Annotated in this window: 19 protein-coding genes; 11 read left to right on the top strand and 8 right to left on the bottom strand. The window is 72.4% G+C overall.

Annotated elements, in window-relative coordinates:
* Positions 1-462 precede the first annotated feature (462 nt).
* Complete coding sequence (locus MTQ10_RS05405; RefSeq protein ID WP_247462798.1) at positions 463-1,380, top strand: LysR family transcriptional regulator; 918 nt, start codon at positions 463-465, stop codon at positions 1,378-1,380.
* Between the two features lie 19 nt (positions 1,381-1,399).
* Here MTQ10_RS05405 and MTQ10_RS05400 read toward each other — a convergent pair whose 3' ends face one another.
* Both MTQ10_RS05400 and MTQ10_RS05395 read right to left on the bottom strand, forming a co-directional pair.
* Positions 1,400-1,867 (bottom strand): pyridoxamine 5'-phosphate oxidase family protein, encoded by a 468-nt coding sequence (locus MTQ10_RS05400; RefSeq protein ID WP_247462796.1) that lies wholly within the window; start codon positions 1,865-1,867, stop codon positions 1,400-1,402.
* Positions 1,868-1,988: 121 nt separating this feature from the next.
* Positions 1,989-2,465 carry a Rieske (2Fe-2S) protein gene (locus MTQ10_RS05395; protein ID WP_247462794.1) on the bottom strand — a complete coding sequence of 159 codons (477 nt, stop codon included), beginning with the start codon at positions 2,463-2,465 and terminating at the stop codon, positions 1,989-1,991.
* Between the two features lie 118 nt (positions 2,466-2,583).
* Between MTQ10_RS05395 and MTQ10_RS05390 the strand changes: the two genes are divergently transcribed.
* Positions 2,584-3,348 (top strand): HipA family kinase, encoded by a 765-nt coding sequence (locus MTQ10_RS05390; RefSeq protein ID WP_247462792.1) that lies wholly within the window; start codon positions 2,584-2,586, stop codon positions 3,346-3,348.
* Positions 3,349-3,377: 29 nt separating this feature from the next.
* Positions 3,378-3,794 carry a DUF3037 domain-containing protein gene (locus MTQ10_RS05385; RefSeq protein ID WP_247462804.1) on the top strand — a complete coding sequence of 139 codons (417 nt, stop codon included), beginning with the start codon at positions 3,378-3,380 and terminating at the stop codon, positions 3,792-3,794.
* 85 nt (positions 3,795-3,879) lie between these two features.
* Here the strand turns inward: MTQ10_RS05385 and MTQ10_RS05380 are convergent, their stop codons facing one another.
* A complete protein-coding gene (locus MTQ10_RS05380; protein ID WP_247462790.1) occupies positions 3,880-4,326 on the bottom strand; it encodes an excalibur calcium-binding domain-containing protein in 447 nt (148 codons plus the stop codon).
* Positions 4,327-4,568: 242 nt separating this feature from the next.
* Here MTQ10_RS05380 and fabG point away from each other — a divergent pair, with 242 nt between their 5' ends.
* The 5 genes from fabG (at position 4,569) to MTQ10_RS05355 (ending at position 9,386) form a co-directional block, all read left to right on the top strand.
* A complete protein-coding gene (gene fabG / locus MTQ10_RS05375) occupies positions 4,569-5,330 on the top strand; it encodes a 3-oxoacyl-ACP reductase FabG (protein ID WP_247462788.1) in 762 nt (253 codons plus the stop codon).
* A 13-nt stretch (positions 5,331-5,343) separates the two neighbouring features.
* Complete coding sequence (locus MTQ10_RS05370) at positions 5,344-6,111, top strand: SDR family oxidoreductase (protein ID WP_247462786.1); 768 nt, start codon at positions 5,344-5,346, stop codon at positions 6,109-6,111.
* Between the two features lie 307 nt (positions 6,112-6,418).
* On the top strand, positions 6,419-8,002 hold the full coding sequence (locus MTQ10_RS05365; RefSeq protein WP_247462784.1) for an ABC transporter substrate-binding protein: 1,584 nt from the start codon (positions 6,419-6,421) through the stop codon (positions 8,000-8,002).
* Positions 8,003-8,094: 92 nt separating this feature from the next.
* Entirely contained in the window at positions 8,095-8,778 is a 684-nt protein-coding gene (ung, locus tag MTQ10_RS05360; RefSeq protein WP_247462782.1) for a uracil-DNA glycosylase, read from the top strand.
* 125 nt (positions 8,779-8,903) lie between these two features.
* The gene (locus tag MTQ10_RS05355; protein WP_247462779.1) at positions 8,904-9,386 is read left to right on the top strand and encodes a hypothetical protein; all 483 of its coding nucleotides are present in this window, start codon (positions 8,904-8,906) and stop codon (positions 9,384-9,386) included.
* 212 nt (positions 9,387-9,598) lie between these two features.
* Here the strand turns inward: MTQ10_RS05355 and MTQ10_RS31415 are convergent, their stop codons facing one another.
* A complete protein-coding gene (locus tag MTQ10_RS31415; protein ID WP_308404541.1) occupies positions 9,599-9,733 on the bottom strand; it encodes a hypothetical protein in 135 nt (44 codons plus the stop codon).
* A 513-nt stretch (positions 9,734-10,246) separates the two neighbouring features.
* Here MTQ10_RS31415 and MTQ10_RS05345 point away from each other — a divergent pair.
* A complete protein-coding gene (locus MTQ10_RS05345) occupies positions 10,247-11,155 on the top strand; it encodes a Gfo/Idh/MocA family protein (RefSeq protein WP_247462777.1) in 909 nt (302 codons plus the stop codon).
* Here the strand turns inward: MTQ10_RS05345 and lnt are convergent.
* Entirely contained in the window at positions 11,076-12,647 is a 1,572-nt protein-coding gene (gene lnt / locus MTQ10_RS05340) for an apolipoprotein N-acyltransferase (RefSeq protein ID WP_247462775.1), read from the bottom strand. The genes MTQ10_RS05345 and lnt overlap by 80 nt on opposite strands.
* A gap of 277 nt (positions 12,648-12,924) precedes the next feature.
* On the opposite strand from lnt, the gene MTQ10_RS05335 reads away from it, so the two are divergent.
* Together MTQ10_RS05335 and MTQ10_RS05330 are read left to right on the top strand one after the other, a co-directional pair.
* Positions 12,925-13,548 (top strand): DUF4291 domain-containing protein, encoded by a 624-nt coding sequence (locus MTQ10_RS05335; protein WP_247462773.1) that lies wholly within the window; start codon positions 12,925-12,927, stop codon positions 13,546-13,548.
* 39 nt (positions 13,549-13,587) lie between these two features.
* Positions 13,588-14,328 (top strand): SDR family NAD(P)-dependent oxidoreductase, encoded by a 741-nt coding sequence (locus MTQ10_RS05330; RefSeq protein ID WP_247462771.1) that lies wholly within the window; start codon positions 13,588-13,590, stop codon positions 14,326-14,328.
* A 96-nt stretch (positions 14,329-14,424) separates the two neighbouring features.
* Here MTQ10_RS05330 and MTQ10_RS05325 read toward each other — a convergent pair whose 3' ends face one another.
* The 3 genes from MTQ10_RS05325 to MTQ10_RS05315 all read right to left on the bottom strand — a co-directional run bounded on the left by MTQ10_RS05325 (position 14,425) and on the right by MTQ10_RS05315 (position 16,355).
* Positions 14,425-14,604, bottom strand: coding sequence for a hypothetical protein (locus MTQ10_RS05325; RefSeq protein WP_247462769.1), 180 nt, complete (start codon positions 14,602-14,604; stop codon positions 14,425-14,427).
* Between the two features lie 181 nt (positions 14,605-14,785).
* Positions 14,786-15,661 (bottom strand): undecaprenyl-diphosphate phosphatase, encoded by an 876-nt coding sequence (locus tag MTQ10_RS05320; RefSeq protein WP_247462768.1) that lies wholly within the window; start codon positions 15,659-15,661, stop codon positions 14,786-14,788.
* A gap of 223 nt (positions 15,662-15,884) precedes the next feature.
* Complete coding sequence (locus MTQ10_RS05315) at positions 15,885-16,355, bottom strand: winged helix-turn-helix transcriptional regulator (protein ID WP_247462766.1); 471 nt, start codon at positions 16,353-16,355, stop codon at positions 15,885-15,887.
* Between the last annotated feature and the right edge of the window lie 36 nt (positions 16,356-16,391).

Genomic DNA, 16,391 nt, shown 5'->3' with positions numbered 1-16,391 from the left:
CCCCCGTCCCACCCACCGGACAGCCGGCGCTACACCAGCCACCCACCCACACCAGCGGGCCGCCGCAGGCATCAGGGGCGCGGGGAACTGCGCGAATGCCCCCCACCGGCCCGCAGGTGACCACAGGGGCGCGGGGAACTGCGCGAATGCCCCCCACCGGCCCGCAGGTGAAAGCGATGGCCCCGCCAGACGAAGGGGCGCGGGGAACTGCGCGAAAGCCCCCCACCGGCCCGCAGGTGGAAGTGATGGCCCCGCCACATCAAGGGGCGCGGGGAACTGCGCGAACGCCCCCACCGGCCCGCAGGTGGAACTGATGGCCCCGCCAGACGAAGGGGCGCGGGGAACTGCGCGCAAAGGGCGTCACCCGGACGCCGGTGAAGCGTGCCGCGGGGCACTGCGCGCAAAGGGCGTCACCCGGACGCCGGTGAAGCGCGCCGCGGGGAACTGCGCATAATCGCTCCCGTGTTGAATCTGGAGCGCCTGCGCACACTGGACGCCCTCGCCCGGCACGGCTCCGTCAGCGGCGCGGCGGCGGCACTGCACATCACCACCTCGGCCGTGTCACAGCAGATGTCGAAGCTGGAGCGCGAGGTCGGCCAGCAGCTCCTCGCGAAGAACGGCCGCGGCGTGCGCCTCACCGACGCCGGCCGGCTGCTGTCCGACCATGCGGCCCGCATCCTGTCCCAGGTGGAACTGGCCGAGGCCGATCTGGAGGCGCAGCGCGGTCAGGTCGCGGGGGAGCTGCGGATCTCGGCGTTCCCCACGGCCGCCCGCGGCCTGTTCCCGCTGGCGCTGCCGGGGCTGCGCGCGGAGCATCCCGCGCTGCGCGTGCGCTCATGCGAGCTGGAACCGGAACGCGGCGTCGCCGGGGTGGTCCGCGGCGACCTCGATCTCGCCGTGGTCCTCGATTGGTACAACAAGCCGATACCGGTCCCCGACGGCCTGGCCAAGGCGTCCGTCCTGGACGACCCGGCCGATGTCGCGCTGCCGGTCGGTCACCGGCTCGCGGGGCGGCGGGAGGTGGATCTCGCGGAGTTCGCCGAGGACGAGTGGATCACCTGGGGCGAGGGCGAGTTCTGCCACGAGTGGCTGATGTTCACTCTGCGCTCCCAGGGCATCGAGCCCCGTGTCGCCCATCGCGCCGCCGAGACGCACACCCAGCTCAATCTGGTCGCGGCCGGCCTCGGCGTCTGCATCGCGCCGCTGCTGGGCCGCCGTCCGATGCCCGACGGGGTCGTCATGGTGCCGTTGAAGCAGCGGGTGCGACGCCATGTCTACGTCGTGTGGCGCACCGACGCCGACCGCCGCCCGTCGATCCGGGCGGCGGTCCGGGCACTGCGGTCGGCCGCGGCCCTGGTGGGAGGGGACGCGGCCGGCTGAGCCCCCGCGGGCGCCGCGTTCAGGCGGCGCCCAGCTTGCGGAAGTCCCAAGAGACGATCTTCTCGGGGACCAGTCTCAGCCAGGCGTGCCGCCCGTCGTGCGGGAGGCTGTCCAGGCCGAAGTACTTGCGCGCGAACAGCGTCTCCACGGCGTCGAGTTCGGCGCACAGGCCGCCGGAACGCGGCACCTCGCCGACCACCTCGACGGTGCCGGAGAGTTCCGCGCCGCGCAGCTCGGCGTACTCCTCGCCGGTGTCAACCGCGATCGCGACCCGTGGGTCACGCCGCAGGTCGGCCCACCGTCTGCTGCGTACCACCGAGTACAGCCACAGCGCCCGGCCGTCCCACAGGAACCACAGGGCGCTGACGTGCGGGGCGCCGTCCGCCGAGACCGTGGCGACCCGGCAGGTGCGCTGCCCGGTGAGGAACTCGTCCAGCTCGCCCGGCGTCATCATGATCTTCCGGCCCCGGCGCTGTGCCGCGGTCATCCGGCCTCCTCTTCCGCTCCCCGTCGCTTCCCTGAGACCGCGTCAGGGAAGCACACGGTCCTGTGCCGCCGCACGGTGTCGTCGCGGCGCGGCCCGTTCCCCCGTACCGTCGTGGGCCGCCTCACGCCAGCTTGATCGAGTCGCCGCTCACCGTGACCTGCTTCTCCGGCAGCGGTTTCGTCGCGGGTCCCTTCCTGACGCTGCCGTCGGTGACGGAGAACGCGCTCTGATGGCACGGACAGGTGATGACACCGTCCGCGACTCCGGTCACCGCGCAGCCCTGATGGGTGCAGGTGGACGAGAACGCCTTGAAGGTGCCCGCCGACGGCTGGGTCACCACCACACCCTGGTCCTTGAAGATCTTTCCGCCGCCCTCCGGGATGTCCGAGGTCTTCGCCAGTACCGAGCCGGCACCGGCTCCCGCGTCGGCGCCGCCGTCCGCGGGCTTCGGCGAGGTGGACGACGAGTCGTTCTCCGAGCCGCACGCGGTGAGCGCGGCGGCGATGCCCACCGCGCCGACCGCCGCGACGACGGTGCGCCGGCTCGGCTCCGAGGAGGCCGAAGAGGCGGAGGTGGTCTGGAGCGGTCCGCTGGTCATAGTGCCTGTGTCCCTTCCCGGGGCTGTTGGCGATCTGCCGCCTATTGGTACGGGCCACGTGCCACCGACGTTCACACGGCGGACACGACTGCGATCAGCTTCGTCGTAACCTTGGTCGATGCTCAAGGAAGTCACCGCCACCCGCTACATCACGGCGCTGCGTGAGGGCGGCTCGCTGCCGGGGCTCGTCGAGGCCGACGACTTCGGGATGTACGTGATGAAGTTCACCGGCGCGGGTCAGGGCCGCAAGACGCTGATCGCGGAGGTCGTCAGCGGGGAACTCGCCCGCCGGCTCGGCTTCCGGGTGCCTGGGCTGGTGGCGATCGACCTCGACCCCGTGCTGGGTCTCGGCGAACCCGATCCCGAGGTGCAGGAGCTGCTGAAGGCCAGCGGGGGAGTCAACCTGGGCATGGACTTCCTCTCCGGCGCTCTCGGCTACGACCCGCTCGCCTTCCCGGCCGGGCCCGAGGAGGCCGGGCGGATCGTCTGGTTCGACGCCCTCGTCGGCAACGTCGACCGGTCCTGGCGCAACCCCAACCTGCTGGTGCACCGGGGCGATCTGTGGCTCATCGACCACGGCGCCACCATGATCTGGCAGCACCACTGGCCGGCCGCCGAGACCACCGCCGCGAAGCCGTACGACGCCTCCGATCACGCCCTGCGGAGGTTCGCACCGGACATCGCCGGCGCCGCCGCCTCGCTCGCCCCGCTGGTCACCGAGGAACTGCTCGCGGAGGTCACCGCCGAGATCCCCGATGCCTGGCTGAGCGGCGAACCCGGCTTCGACACCCCGGACGACCTGCGCCGGGCCTACGCCCGCCCGCTGCTGGCCCGCGCGGCCGTCGTCCACGAGCGCATCCAGGGACTGGAGGACGACCGGTGAGCGAGCACCGCATCAACGTGGCCGGAGCGATGACGGCACGGCACATCACCCGGGCCGGGCAGGGCGGCGACCGGGACGTGTACGAGTACGCGCTGCTCAGGGTCGTGCCCCGGGTGGAGCGCGGCGAGTGCGTCAACGCCGGGGTGCTGGTGTACTGCCGCGCCCGGTCCTACGTCGGCGCCCGCACGCACCTCGACGAGGCCCGGCTCCTCGCCCTCGACCCGAGCGCCGACGTCCCCGGGATCCGGGCCGCGCTGCGGGCCGTGGAGCAGGTGTGCGCCGGGGGCTCGGACGCCGGGCAGGCCGAGGGCGACGATCCCGGCCGCCGCTTCCGCTGGCTGGTCGCGCCCCGCTCGGCGATGGTCCAGCCGGGCCCCGTCCACACCGGGCTGACGACCGACCCCCGGGCCGAGACGGAACGGCTCCTGGATCTGCTGGTGCGCTGAGGGGCGTCCCCCCCCCTCCGGGAAACGGCCGTTCCGGGTGACCTCCGCCCGGCGGCTCCTGCCCGCCGTACCGCCCGCCGGATCCTCAGTGGCCCCGCGCCCGGCGGCGTACCGCGTACCCGCCCGCCAGCGCGGCGGCCGTGACGCATCCGGCGCCGATCGCGACGTCCCAGGCGGTGGGCCCGGTCGCGGACGTGCCGCCGAGACCGCCCTGCACACCCCGTGTGGGGGCCACGGGCGCCGGTCGGGTGGGGGTTGCCGGGGTGACGGGTGTGGGTGTGACCGTCGGGGGCCGCGTGGGGGCGGTCGTCGACGAGGTGAGGCCGCGGCGGGGGAGCGCCTCGCAGGCCACGCCGTCCCCGTCCGCGTCCAGCCGGTACGGATCGCCCGTGGTGCCGCGGAAGACGGCCTGGGCGTCCTCCTGGTAGGAGAAGCTGTCGCAGTCCACGTCCTGGGCATGGGCCGGCTGCGACAGGGCGACGAGTGCGGCTGCCGCGGCCAGTGCGCCGGCGACTCCAGTGCGGTGGCGCATGGAACGCCTCCTTCCCGGGCACGGTGTGCCCGGCTTCCGACGCTAGGAGCGGGGCACCGCGGCGGCGCGCGGGTATGGGCCGTACGAGTGGCGGACCGCGCCGCGCCGCAGGTAATGGATCACAGAGGGTCCGTGCGCCGTTGACACCGGGTGCCAGGGCTTCTAGCGTCACGTCTGCCGAAGGTACTAAGCGGTCGCTCACCAACGGGCGCACATTCTCAAGGGCGAGGAGAACATCAGCCATGTCCACCACTGAGCAGCGGGTCGCCGTAGTCACCGGTGGGGCGCGCGGCATCGGCGCCGCCACCGCCGTCCGACTGGCCGCCGAGGGCCGCGCGGTCGCGGTGATCGACCTCGACGAGGCGGCCTGCAAGGACACCGTCGAGAAGATCACCGCCGCGGGCGGCCGGGCCGTCGCCGTCGGCGCCGACGTCTCCGACGAGGCACAGGTCGAGGCCGCCGTCGCGCGCATCGTCGAGGAACTCGGCGCGCCGACGATCCTCGTCAACAACGCGGGCGTGCTCCGCGACAACCTGCTGTTCAAGATGAGTGCCTCCGACTGGGACACCGTCATGAACGTGCATCTGCGCGGCTCCTTCCTGATGACCCGCGCCTGCCAGAAGCACATGGTGGACGCCAAGTTCGGCCGGATCGTGAACCTGTCGTCGTCCTCCGCGCTCGGCAACCGCGGCCAGGCCAACTACTCCGCCGCCAAGGCCGGTCTGCAGGGCTTCACCAAGACCCTCGCCATCGAGCTGGGCAAGTTCGGCATCACCGCCAACGCCGTCGCCCCCGGCTTCATCGCCACCGAGATGACCAAGGCCACCGCCGAGCGCGTCGGCATGGGCTTCGACGACTTCAAGGCCGCCGCCGCCACGCAGATCCCCGTCCAGCGCGTCGGCGAGCCCGAGGACATCGCCAACGCCGTCGCCTTCTTCACCGGCGAAGCGGCCGGTTTCGTCTCCGGCCAGGTCCTGTACGTGGCCGGCGGCCCCCTCGACTAAGGGACGAAAGCACATGACTTCCACGGAACTCCCCCCGCTCTCGGGCAAGGTCGCCCTCATCACCGGCGCCAGCCGCGGCATCGGCTACGGCATCGCCGAGGCGCTCGTCGCCCGCGGCGACCGGGTCTGCATCACAGGCCGGGGCGAGGACGCCCTCAAGGAGGCCGCCGAGAGGCTCGGCGCCGATCGGGTCCTCACCGTCGCGGGCAAGGCCCACGACGACGCCCACCGGGCCGAGGCCGTCGAGCGGACGATGGAGGCCTTCGGGCGCATCGACTACCTGGTCAACAACGCCGGGACCAACCCGGTGTTCGGGCCGATCGCCGACCTCGACCTGAACGTGGCCCGCAAGGTCTTCGAGACCAACGTGATCTCGGCGCTCGGCTTCGCCCAGCTCACCTGGCACGCCTGGCAGAAGGACAACGGCGGCGCGATCGTCAACATCGCCTCCGTCGCGGGCCTCGCCCCGTCGCCGTTCATCGGCGCGTACGGCATCAGCAAGGCCGCGATGATCAACCTGACCGTACAGCTCGCCCACGAGTACGCGCCGAGGGTACGGGTCAACGCCATCGCCCCGGCCGTGGTGAAGACCAAGTTCGCGCAGGCCCTCTACGAGGGCCGGGAGGAGGAGGCCGCCGCGGCGTACCCGCTCAAGCGGCTCGGCGTGCCCTCCGACATCGGCGGCGCCGCCGCGTTCCTCACCTCGGACCAGTCCGACTGGATCACCGGGCAGACGCTCGTCGTCGACGGCGGCATCTTCCTCAACGCCGGCGTGGCCTGATCGCCCCGCCCCGGCACGGTTGGAACCCTCGGTCCCGGTTGGCCTGATTTCTGTGTTGACGACACGGTCCGACGGGGCTCGGGAACGCCGTACCGCACCGGCCCCGCGCCGTCTCGCACGGGCGCCGCTCCTCGACAGGAGCGGCGCCCGTGTCCAGTCGGAAAGCCCCCGACCCCTTCCCGACAACGTCGTCAACCCTGTAGTCATCAACAAGATGTTCAATCGCAGCCTGAGAAGCGGAGTCAATCTGCCCGATGCTGCGGTATGGTCTGCCGACCCTTGGTATGGCAGATCGAGGAGCGTGCGCGTGTTCAACCGGAACCGATGCCTGCGGCAATTGGCGGCGATCGCTTCCATATCCTCCCTGGTGGCCGGGTGCGGCCTCCTGTCGGACGACGACTCCGCCGACGCGGGACCGATCGTCGTGGGGACCACAAGCGCGCCCAGCACGCTCGATCCGGCCGCGTCGTGGGACGGATCGTGGGAGCTTTTCCGCAACATCTACCAGACACTTCTGGCCTATCCGAACGGGGCGACGACGCCCCAGCCGGACGCCGCGGAGAGCTGCTCCTTCTCCGACGACTCCAACCGCACCTACAGCTGCAAGCTGCGGCCGGGGATGAAGTTCTCCAACGGTGACGGTCTGGACGCGAAGGCGGTCAAGCACTCGATCGACCGGATCAAGAAGATCGACGCGCCCGGCGGCCCCGCCGGCCTGCTCGGCAGCCTCGACTCGGTGGAGACGCGCGGCGACCTCGAGGTGGTCTTCCACCTCAACCAGCCCGACGCCACCTTCCCGTTCGTCCTCGCCACCCCGGCCATGTCGATCGTGGACCCCGACAAGTACCCCGCCGACGCCCTGCGCAAGGACGACGGTGTCACCGGGTCCGGGCCGTACGCGCTGCAGGCGTACGAGGAGGGCAAGAAGGCCGAACTCGTCAAGAACGGCAACTACAAGGGCTTCGCCGAGCGGCGCAACGACGCGGTCACGATCCGCTACTTCCAGGACTCCGAGACCATGGTGAAGGCGCTCCGCTCCAAGGAGATCGACCTGACCTACCGCGGTCTCGCCGCCGACGACATCGTCGCGCTCCAGCACAAGGACCCGGGCGAGGAGATCCAGCTTGTCGAGGGCACCGGCACGGACATCAACTACCTGGTGTTCAACCCCAGGGACCCATGGGCGAACAAGCCGGCCGTCCGCAAGGCCGTCGCCCAGGTCGTCGACCGCGCGGCCATCGCGCACAAGGTCTACAAGGACACCGTGGACCCGCTGTACTCCATGGTCCCCAAGGGCCTGACCGGCCACACCACGGGCTTCTTCGACTCCTACGGCGACCCGGACCCCGCGAAGGCCCGCAAGACCCTCCGCGAGGCCGGCATCAACGAGACCGTGCCGCTCACCCTCTGGTTCACCACCGACCGCTACGGCTCCGAGACCGCCGTGGAGTTCGCCGAGCTGAAGCGGCAGCTCGAGGCCTCCGGCCTGTTCAAGATCACGCTGAAGAGCCGGCCGTGGAAGACGTACGTCGAGGGTTACCAGAAGGGCGAGTACCCGGTCTTCGGACGCGGCTGGTTCCCCGACTTCCCCGACGCGGACAACTTCATCGCGCCGTTCGTCGGCCAGGAGAACGCCCTCGGCACCCCGTACCCCGAGCCCAAGATCACCAACGTGCTGCTGCCGCGCTCCCGCCGGGAGAGCGACCGGGGCAACGTGGTCAAGGAGTTCGAGGAGGCCCAGCAGATCCTCGTCGACGACGTACGGCTGCTGCCGCTGTGGCAGGGCAAGCAGTACATCGCCGCGAGCGACGACATCTCCGGCGGCGAACGCGCCCTGGACCCGTCGACGATCATGATGATGTGGGAGCTGTCCCGCAAGACCAGCTGGTGACGGGCCCTTCGGGGCCGATCCCCGCGCGCGATGTCAGTGGTCGCCTGTAGGTTCTGGAACCGCAAGCGACCGTACGACATAAGGACGTTGACGTGACCGACATCGCCGTGCTGCCCGAGCCCTGGCGCGGGGTCCTGGGTGACGAGCTGCAGCAGCCCTACTTCAAGGAGCTGACCGAGTTCGTCGAGGAGGAGCGGGCGAAGGGTCCCGTCTACCCGCCCCGCGAGGAGGTCTTCGCCGCGCTGGAGGCGACGCCGTACGACAAGGTCAAGGTGCTGATCCTCGGCCAGGACCCGTACCACGGCGAGGGCCAGGGCCACGGCCTGTGCTTCTCCGTCCGCCCCGGAGTGAAGATCCCCCCGTCGCTGCGCAACATCTACAAGGAGATGCACGAGGAGCTGGGCACGCCGATCCCGGACAACGGCTACCTCATGCCGTGGGCCCGGCAGGGCGTGCTCCTACTCAACGCGGTGCTGACGGTGCGGGCCGGTGAGGCCAACTCGCACAAGGGGAAGGGCTGGGAGAAGTTCACCGACGCGGTGATCCGCGCGGTGGCCGACCGGCCCGACCCCGCCGTGTTCGTCCTGTGGGGCAACTACGCGCAGAAGAAGCTCCCCCTCATCGACGAGAGCCGGCACGTGGTGGTCAAGGGCGCGCACCCGTCGCCGCTGTCGGCGAAGAAGTTCTTCGGCTCCCGCCCCTTCACCCAGATCAACGAGGCCATCGCCCGGCAGGGCCACGAGCCGATCGACTGGCGCATCCCCGACCTGGGCTGAGGAGCCGGCCGCCGGGGGAGGACCGCCGGCCGTTCGCTCCGGGCGACCGGCGGCGCCTGACCGGGATTGTCCGTGATGCCGGTTAGCGTCGAAGCGGATCATTGCCGACGGCCCGGAGGGACACCGTGGCGGAGCGACAGGGGCAGGCGGCGCAGGACGCCCTGCTGACACGGATCGGGCAGGTCGTCATGCTGCACCGCGGAGGCGACCGCGAGGAGGCCCGACGCCGCTTCCTGGACCTGTGGACGGAACTGGGTGCCGACGGCGATCCGCTGCACCGCTGCACCCTCGCCCACTACCTCGCCGACACCCAGGACGACCCCGAGGACGAACTCGCCTGGGACCTGCGGGCGCTCACGGCCGCCGAGGAACTCACCGGCGACCGCCTCGACCGGCACGAGGGAGCGCCCGCGGCCCGCGCCCTGTACCCCTCGCTCCATCTCAACCTGGCCGCCGACTACGTCCGGCTCGGCCGCCCGGACGCCGCCCGCACCCACCTGCGCCGCGCCCGCGGCGCCGCCGAGGCGCTCGCCGACGACAACTACGGCGAGGGCGTGCGCGCGGCCATCCGGCGGCTGCAGCTACGGCTGGACGGCGGGCGCGGCTGAGCCGGCCCCGCCGATCCGCGCCCCGCCGGGCCGCCCGTGTCCGGCGTCACCGACGCGTCCCTCGGCCGATCCGCCCGCCCGGCGCGACCGGGCCGGCCCTCCCCGGGGGTCCGCCCTCGTGCGGCGCGACCGACCCGACCCCCGACCCTCGGTCCGTCCGCCCGCTCCGCCGGGCGACCGACCCGGCCCCGGCCGCACGGTCCGCCCCGCGCTCAGCGGCCGTAGACCTGCCTGCACGCCTGTGCCTCAGGGCTGTCGGCGCGCCAGCCGCCGTACTGCCTGCCCAGAGCGCACACGTCCGTGTTCCGGTGGACCGTGCCGCGCACCGACTCCTCGACCTCGGGCACGACGGGCGGCCCGCCTTCGAGGTTCGCTGCTCCGCCGGGGTTCCGCGTCGTCCGTGGGCGGCACGGCCTCGCGGGACGGGCCGACCATCTCCAGGGCTTCACGGGCCGGTGCCTGGACGATCCGCGGTTCGGCCGAGCCGTCCGGCCGGGGCACGGGAGGCAGGGCCGACGCGGAGGCCCCCGGCGTCGCCGGGCGCGGGCCCGTGGCGGGCGGGCGCTGGACCGTCATACAGCCGGAGAGGGCCGAGACGGCCACGGTCACCAGGAGCGTTGCGGTGGTCGTCGTTCGATGCACCCGCGCAACTCTGCTGGCTCGGCGCCCGACTCGGACAGCGGACAGGCGGAGGATGCCCCACACGGGTGATATCGGTCCCCTGCGAGAGGTGATTCCGCACCACGCCGCTGACGCCGGGCGGCCCGGCGGTCGCACACCACCGTCCCGGGGCCGGCCGGCACGGGCGGCCGTATGCTGCCGTGCAGGCAGAAAGCGGACCCCCAGGTGAAGGAGCCCCCGTGAAGGTCGGCTGCATCGGACTCGGCGACATCGCGCAGAAGGCGTATCTGCCGGTACTGGGCACGCTGCCGGAGGTGGAGCTGCATCTGCAGACCCGCACCCCGGCCACGCTCAACCGGGTCGCCGACGGCCTGCACCTGCCGCCGGGGCAGCGGCACGCCGACCTCGACGCGCTGCTCGCGCAGGGTCTCGACGCCGCGTTCGTGCACGCCCCGACCGCCGTCCACCCGGAGATCGTCACCCGGCTCCTGGAGGCGGGTGTCCCGACGTACGTCGACAAGCCGCTCGCCTACGAACTCGCCGACTCCGAGCGGATGGTGGAGCTGGCCGAGCAGCGGAACGTGTCGCTGGCCGTCGGCTTCAACCGGCGCTACGCCCCCGGGTACGCGCAGTGCGCCGAGCATCCGCGCGAGCTGATCGTCATGCAGAAGAACCGTGTCGGGCTGCCCGAGGAGCCCCGCACGATGATCCTCGACGACTTCATCCACGTCGTCGACACTCTCCGCTTCCTCGTCCCCGGCCAGATCGACGACGTCACCGTGCGCGCCCGCGTCCGTGACGGTCTGCTGCACCATGTGGTGCTCCAGCTCGCCGGCGACGGGTTCACCGCGCTCGGTGTGATGAACCGGCTCAGCGGCTCAAGCGAGGAGATCCTGGAGGTGTCCGGGCAGGACACCAAGCGGCAGGTCGTCAATCTGGCCGAGACCATCGACCATAAGGGCCAGCCGACCGTGCGCCGGCGCGGCGACTGGGTGCCGGTCGCCCGGCAGCGCGGCATCGAGCAGGCGGTGCTCGCCTTCCTCGACGCCGCGCACGCGGGCAAGGTGCTCAGCGCCCGGGACGCACTGGCGACTCATGAGCTGTGCGAGCGGGTGGTACGTGCGGTGCGAAACCCCGCCGCAGCCTGAACGCCCGCGCCCCCTCCGTCAGGAACAGCCCCGCCAGCACCAGCAGCGCGCCGAGCACCGGCCAGTCCCCGAAACGGACGTACGGGGTGACACCGTCGGCCAGCTCCACGTCGTACACCGCCGTGGCGCTCGCGTCGGTGCCCAGCCAAGGCCCGATCCGCTGCCCGGCGGGGCCGTACACGGCGGACACGCCGGTGAGGGTGGCGTGCACCATGGAACGGCCGGTCTCCGCGGCCCGCAGCGCGGCCAGCGACGCATGCTGCACGGGCGCCCAGCTGCTCTGGAACGTGGACGTCGACGACTGCCCGACCAGCAGATCGGCGCCGTCCCCGGCGAGCCGCCGGGTCATGTCGGGGAACGCCGTCTCGAAGCACACCAGCGGGCCGACACGCAGCCCGTGCCCGGCGTTCATCAGCACCTGCCCGGTGCCGCGCCTGCGGTCCTCCCCGGCCGCCTTGCCCACGGAGGTGGCCCAGCCGAGCAGGGAGCGGGCCGGGACGTACTCGCCGAAGGGGACGAGCCGCATCTTGTCGTAGCGGTCACCGGTCGGCCCGTCCGCGCCGACCAGCACCGAACTCTTGTAGATGCCGGGCCGGTCGGAACGCCGCGCGTCCACGTTGACCAGAATGTCCGCGCCCGTCGCCCGGGACAGGGCGGCTGTCCGGCGGGCCAGGTCGGGCCGCTCGGCCAGGTCGGAACCGACGCTGGACTCGCCCCACACGATCAGATCGACGCCCTGCCCGGCCAGCTCTCGGGTGAGCCGCTCCTCGCGGTCGAAGCGCCTCTCACCACTGTCGGTGCCGTCGACGAGGCCCGGCTGGACGACGGCGACCCGGGCCGTGCCGTCGGCGTCGGGCCGCGGTGACCACACCCAGGCCGCCGAGCCGGCCGCGGCCGTGGCGAGCAGCGCGGCCAGCGCCGGCACCCTCGCCCGGCGCACCGCGACGAGCACCGCGACGGCCACATTGACCGCGACGAGCAGAAAGCTCAGCAGCCACACCCCGCCGACCGAGGCCAGCCGCAGGGCCGGAGCGACCTGCCACTGGCTGGCGCCGAGCATGCCCCAGGGCCCGCCCAACCCCTGCCAGGACCGCACAAGTTCCACGCACAGCCAGGCCGACGGCAGCACGAGCAGCGCCGCGACCACCCGGCCGCGGGTCGGCACGCCCGCCAGGAAGCGGCGCACCAGCCACGCCCAAGGCGCCCACAACGCGCCCAGCAGGCTCGCGATGACGACCGTGAACACGTGCAGGCTCGGCAGCAGCCAGTGGTGCATCGCCAGCATGAACCCGAAGCCGCCGCACCAGCCGTCGTACGCCGCCCTGCGGGGGGTCGGCGCGGCCCGCGCCAGCAGGAGCCACGGCACGACGGCGACGTACGCGAACCACCACCAGGACGGCGCCGGGAAGGCGAGCACGGGCAGGGCTCCGGCCAGGGCGGCGAGCGGGCCGCGGAGCCAGGGGGAGGCGAGCCGTTCCTCGAAGGTCCTCATACGGCGCCTCCCTACCCCGTGGGAGTCCAGTGTCGCGCGCGGAACGCGCTCTCGGACAGGGGCGTGGGGGCACGTCGCGGGCGCGGGGGCGGTCGTTGTGCGAGGTGCCGGGCCGCAACTGCCCCAGGCCGTCTCGGGCAGCCGGCCCTTCGGGAGCGGCGGGCGGCGTCTGCCGGGCCGTCAGCGGGGCGCCGCGCGCCGTGACTTCGGCCGTGGCTCTGTCCGTCCCGCCGATATCCGGTGGCCGGGCGGCCGGCCGTGGACGAGGCTGGAGCCCGTGAACGAAGAGAGATTCGACGAGGCCGGGGACGAGCCCCGGTTCCGTGTCCGGGCCCGGTACACGGAGAACACGATCATCGTCCATCAGGCCTACCGACCCGGCATCGGCCGGGCCGCCGCCCGTCACGGACGCTTCCCGGCGTCCTGGAAGCGGGACCGCACGACCTGGGTCAAGCCGTCCTTCCTGTGGATGATGTACCGCTGCGGCTGGGCCACCAAGGAGAACCAGGAGACGGTCCTGGCGGTCGAGATCACCAGGGACGGTTTCGAGTGGGCACTGCGCCGCTCCTGCCTGTCGCACTACGTCCCCGACCTGCACGGCGACCAGGACACCTGGAAGCGGCAGCTGCGGCAGGCGCCGACGCGGGTCCAGTGGGACCCCGAGCGGGATCTGCGCCTGAACCCGCTGCCGTACCGCTCCCTCCAGCTCGGCCTGTCCGGGGAGGCGGCGGGCCGGTACGCCGACGAGTGGATCGTCGGGATCGAGGACGTCACCCCGCTGGCCAGGGAGATCCACGGGCTGGTGCAGGCCGGCGATCTCGACGGCGCGCGCAGGCTGCTGCCCGGCGAGCGGCCGTATCCGCTGCCGGAGGGGATGCCGGTGCACCTTCCCGCCGCCTAGAGTGATCGATGATCGATCATTCTGGAGTCTGGAGCAGTCATGAAACGTCTGGTCACGGTCGTCACCGGCGGCAGCCGGGGCATCGGTGCGGCGGTCTGCCGGCGGCTCGCCGAGGACGGGCACGACGTGGTCGTGGGGTACGTCCGTGACGCCGGCGCCGCCGACGAGGTGGCCGCCGATGTGCGGCGAGTCGGAGCGCGTGCCGTGACCGTGCGGGCCGACACCTCCGTGGAGGCGGAGGTGGAGCGGCTCTTCGAGACGGCCGAGCGAGAACTCGGGCCGGTCACCGGGCTGGTGAACAACGCGGCGGTGAGCGGCCCGCTGGGACGCCTCACCGACACCGACACCGATGTCCTGCGCCGTGTCGTGGACGTCAACCTGACGGGGACGCTGCTGTGCGCGCGCCGCGCGGCCCAGCTGATGACCGCGCGGGGGAGCGGCGTGATCGTGAACATCTCCTCGGGCGCGGCCACGCTCGGCAGCCCCGGGGAGTACGTCCACTACGCCGCCACGAAGGCCGCGGTGGACGCGCTCACGGTGGGCCTGGGCAAGGAGCTGGGCCGGGACGGTGTCCGCGTCAACGCGGTCGCGCCCGGCGTGGTCGACACGGAGATGCACGCGGCGATGGGCGATCCTGACCGAGCCCGACGTATGGGGGCGGAGGTCCCGCTGGGGCGTCCGGCGCGCCCCGAGGAGATCGCGGCGGCGGTCGCCTGGCTGATGTCGCCGGAGGCGTCGTACGCGACGGGGGCGGTGCTGCGGGTGGCCGGAGGGCGGTGAGGCGGGCGGCGTGCCGCGCGGCTCCCGTGAGGTGGTCTCGGGGCGGGCGGCGCGGGTGGTCGGGCGGTCCGGGACCGCCGTCGCGTACGGTCCGCCTCAGGCGGCCTCGACGACGCCGCCGCGCACGGCCTCGGCCCACTCCACCACCAGCGCCTCGTACTGCTCCCGCTCCCGGTCCGTCAGCCGGCCGCCCGTGCGCAGCCACAACGCCCTTATGCGCTCGTTGAGTTCGGCGGCAGAGCGCACGGAACCAGAGGGCATGGAATCGGGGGACATGCGGACAAGCCTAGGGGCAAGAACTGACACTGCGCTACCGGACGGCTACGCGGACCGTATGGAGTCGGTCACGGTCGCACGGCTCTGTCCGGTCGCGCGCGGGGATGCCGGGCCGGGACGGCGACGCCCGTCCGGGCCCGGCGATGGACGACCGCGCCCGCCGATGCCCGGCCGGGCTCGGTCAGCTCGCCGACTCCGCCGCGTGCGGGCTCAGCACGCCCGCCACGACCAGGGCGATGATGACGACACCGAGGGCGATCCGGTACCAGACGAACGGCATGAAACTCTTGGTCGAGATGAATTTCATGAACCATGCGATCACGGCATATCCGGACGCGAACGCGATCGCCGTGGCGAACAGTGTCGGACCCCACGCCACATGGCCGCTGCCCACCGCGTCCTTCACCTCGAACAGTCCGGAGGCCAGCACGGCGGGGACGGCGAGCAGGAAGGAGTAGCGGGCCGCCGCCTCACGCTTGTAGCCCATGAAGAGGCCGCCGCTGATGGTGGCGCCGGAGCGGGACACGCCCGGGATGAGCGCGCAGGCCTGGCACAGGCCGAAGACGAGGCCGTCCCGCACGCCCAGGTTCTCCAGCGTCTTGCGCTGCTTCGGCGCGCGGTGCCGGCCGCCGTTCTCGTCGCGGGCCGCGAGCCGGTCCGCGACGCCGATCACGATGCCGACGACGATCAGCATCGTCGCCGTGACCCGCAGATCGCGGAACGGCCCCTCGATCTGGTCCTTGAGCGTCAGGCCGAGCACGCCGATCGGGATCGAGCCGACGATCACCAGCCAGCCCATCCGCGCGTCGTGGTCCTGCCGGGCGGCCTTGCTGAACAACGACCGGAACCATGCCGCGACGATCCGGCCGATGTCCTTGCGGAAGTAGATCAGCACCGCCGCCTCCGTGCCGATCTGGGTGATCGCCGTGAAGGCGGCGCCCGGGTCCTCCCAGCCGGAGAACGCGGCGGTCAGCCGCAGGTGCGCGCTGGAGGAGACGGGAAGGAACTCGGTCAGCCCCTGGACGAGTCCGAGGACGAGGGATTCAAACCAAGACATGAAGGTAGGGGTCCAAGTGCCGATCGGGGAGGGGTGCGCGGGCGCGCCGAGCCGCCACGCGTGGTGATCACGAATGTCGAGGGCAGCGTAGCGCGGCAAGGTCACGGGCCTGCCCCAGGGGCTTTTCGGGGCCAGGACCGGCCCGCCGTCGCGGTCGCACCGGGCGGGTGCCGGGGATCGCCTGCGGTCGCGCCCCCCGGGGGGTGCTCGCCGGCCTTGTCGTTCAGGCCGCCGCCGGCCCCGACAGGGTCCAGCCGGGGGCCTGCGGGTGGGCCGTCAGGTCCTCGTGCCGTACCTCGTCGCCGCAGGCCGCGCAGGTGACGACCGGGACCAGTTCGTTCCCGCAGATGTGTTCCACCACCATGGGCCTATCGTCGTCGGCCCGCAGATGCCGGTCTCCCCACTCCTTGAGCAGCATCAGCAGCGGCTCCAGTTCCAGGCCCGCCGGCGTCGGCCGGTACTCGAAGCGCTGCGGGCGTTCGCTGTAGACGCGCTTGGTGAGGATCCCCCCGTCCACGAGCCGGCGCAGCCGTGCCGCCAGGACGTCGCGCGGGGCGCCGATGTTGCGCACCAGCTGGTCGAAGCGGCCGTTGCCCAGGCAGACCTCGCGCAGCACGAGCAGGGAGTACTTCTCGCCGACCAGCGCCAGGGCGTCGGCGATCGAGCAGGGGCGGGGGTCCTTGGGAGCGGCCATGCGCCCAGTCTAGAAGAGGGTTTGAATTTCCAACTC

It is taken from the genome of Streptomyces sp. XM83C (assembly GCF_023072675.1).
In the GTDB taxonomy this organism is placed as follows: domain Bacteria; phylum Actinomycetota; class Actinomycetes; order Streptomycetales; family Streptomycetaceae; genus Streptomyces; species Streptomyces thermocoprophilus.
This window is presented reverse-complemented; position numbering and strand designations above follow the sequence as displayed.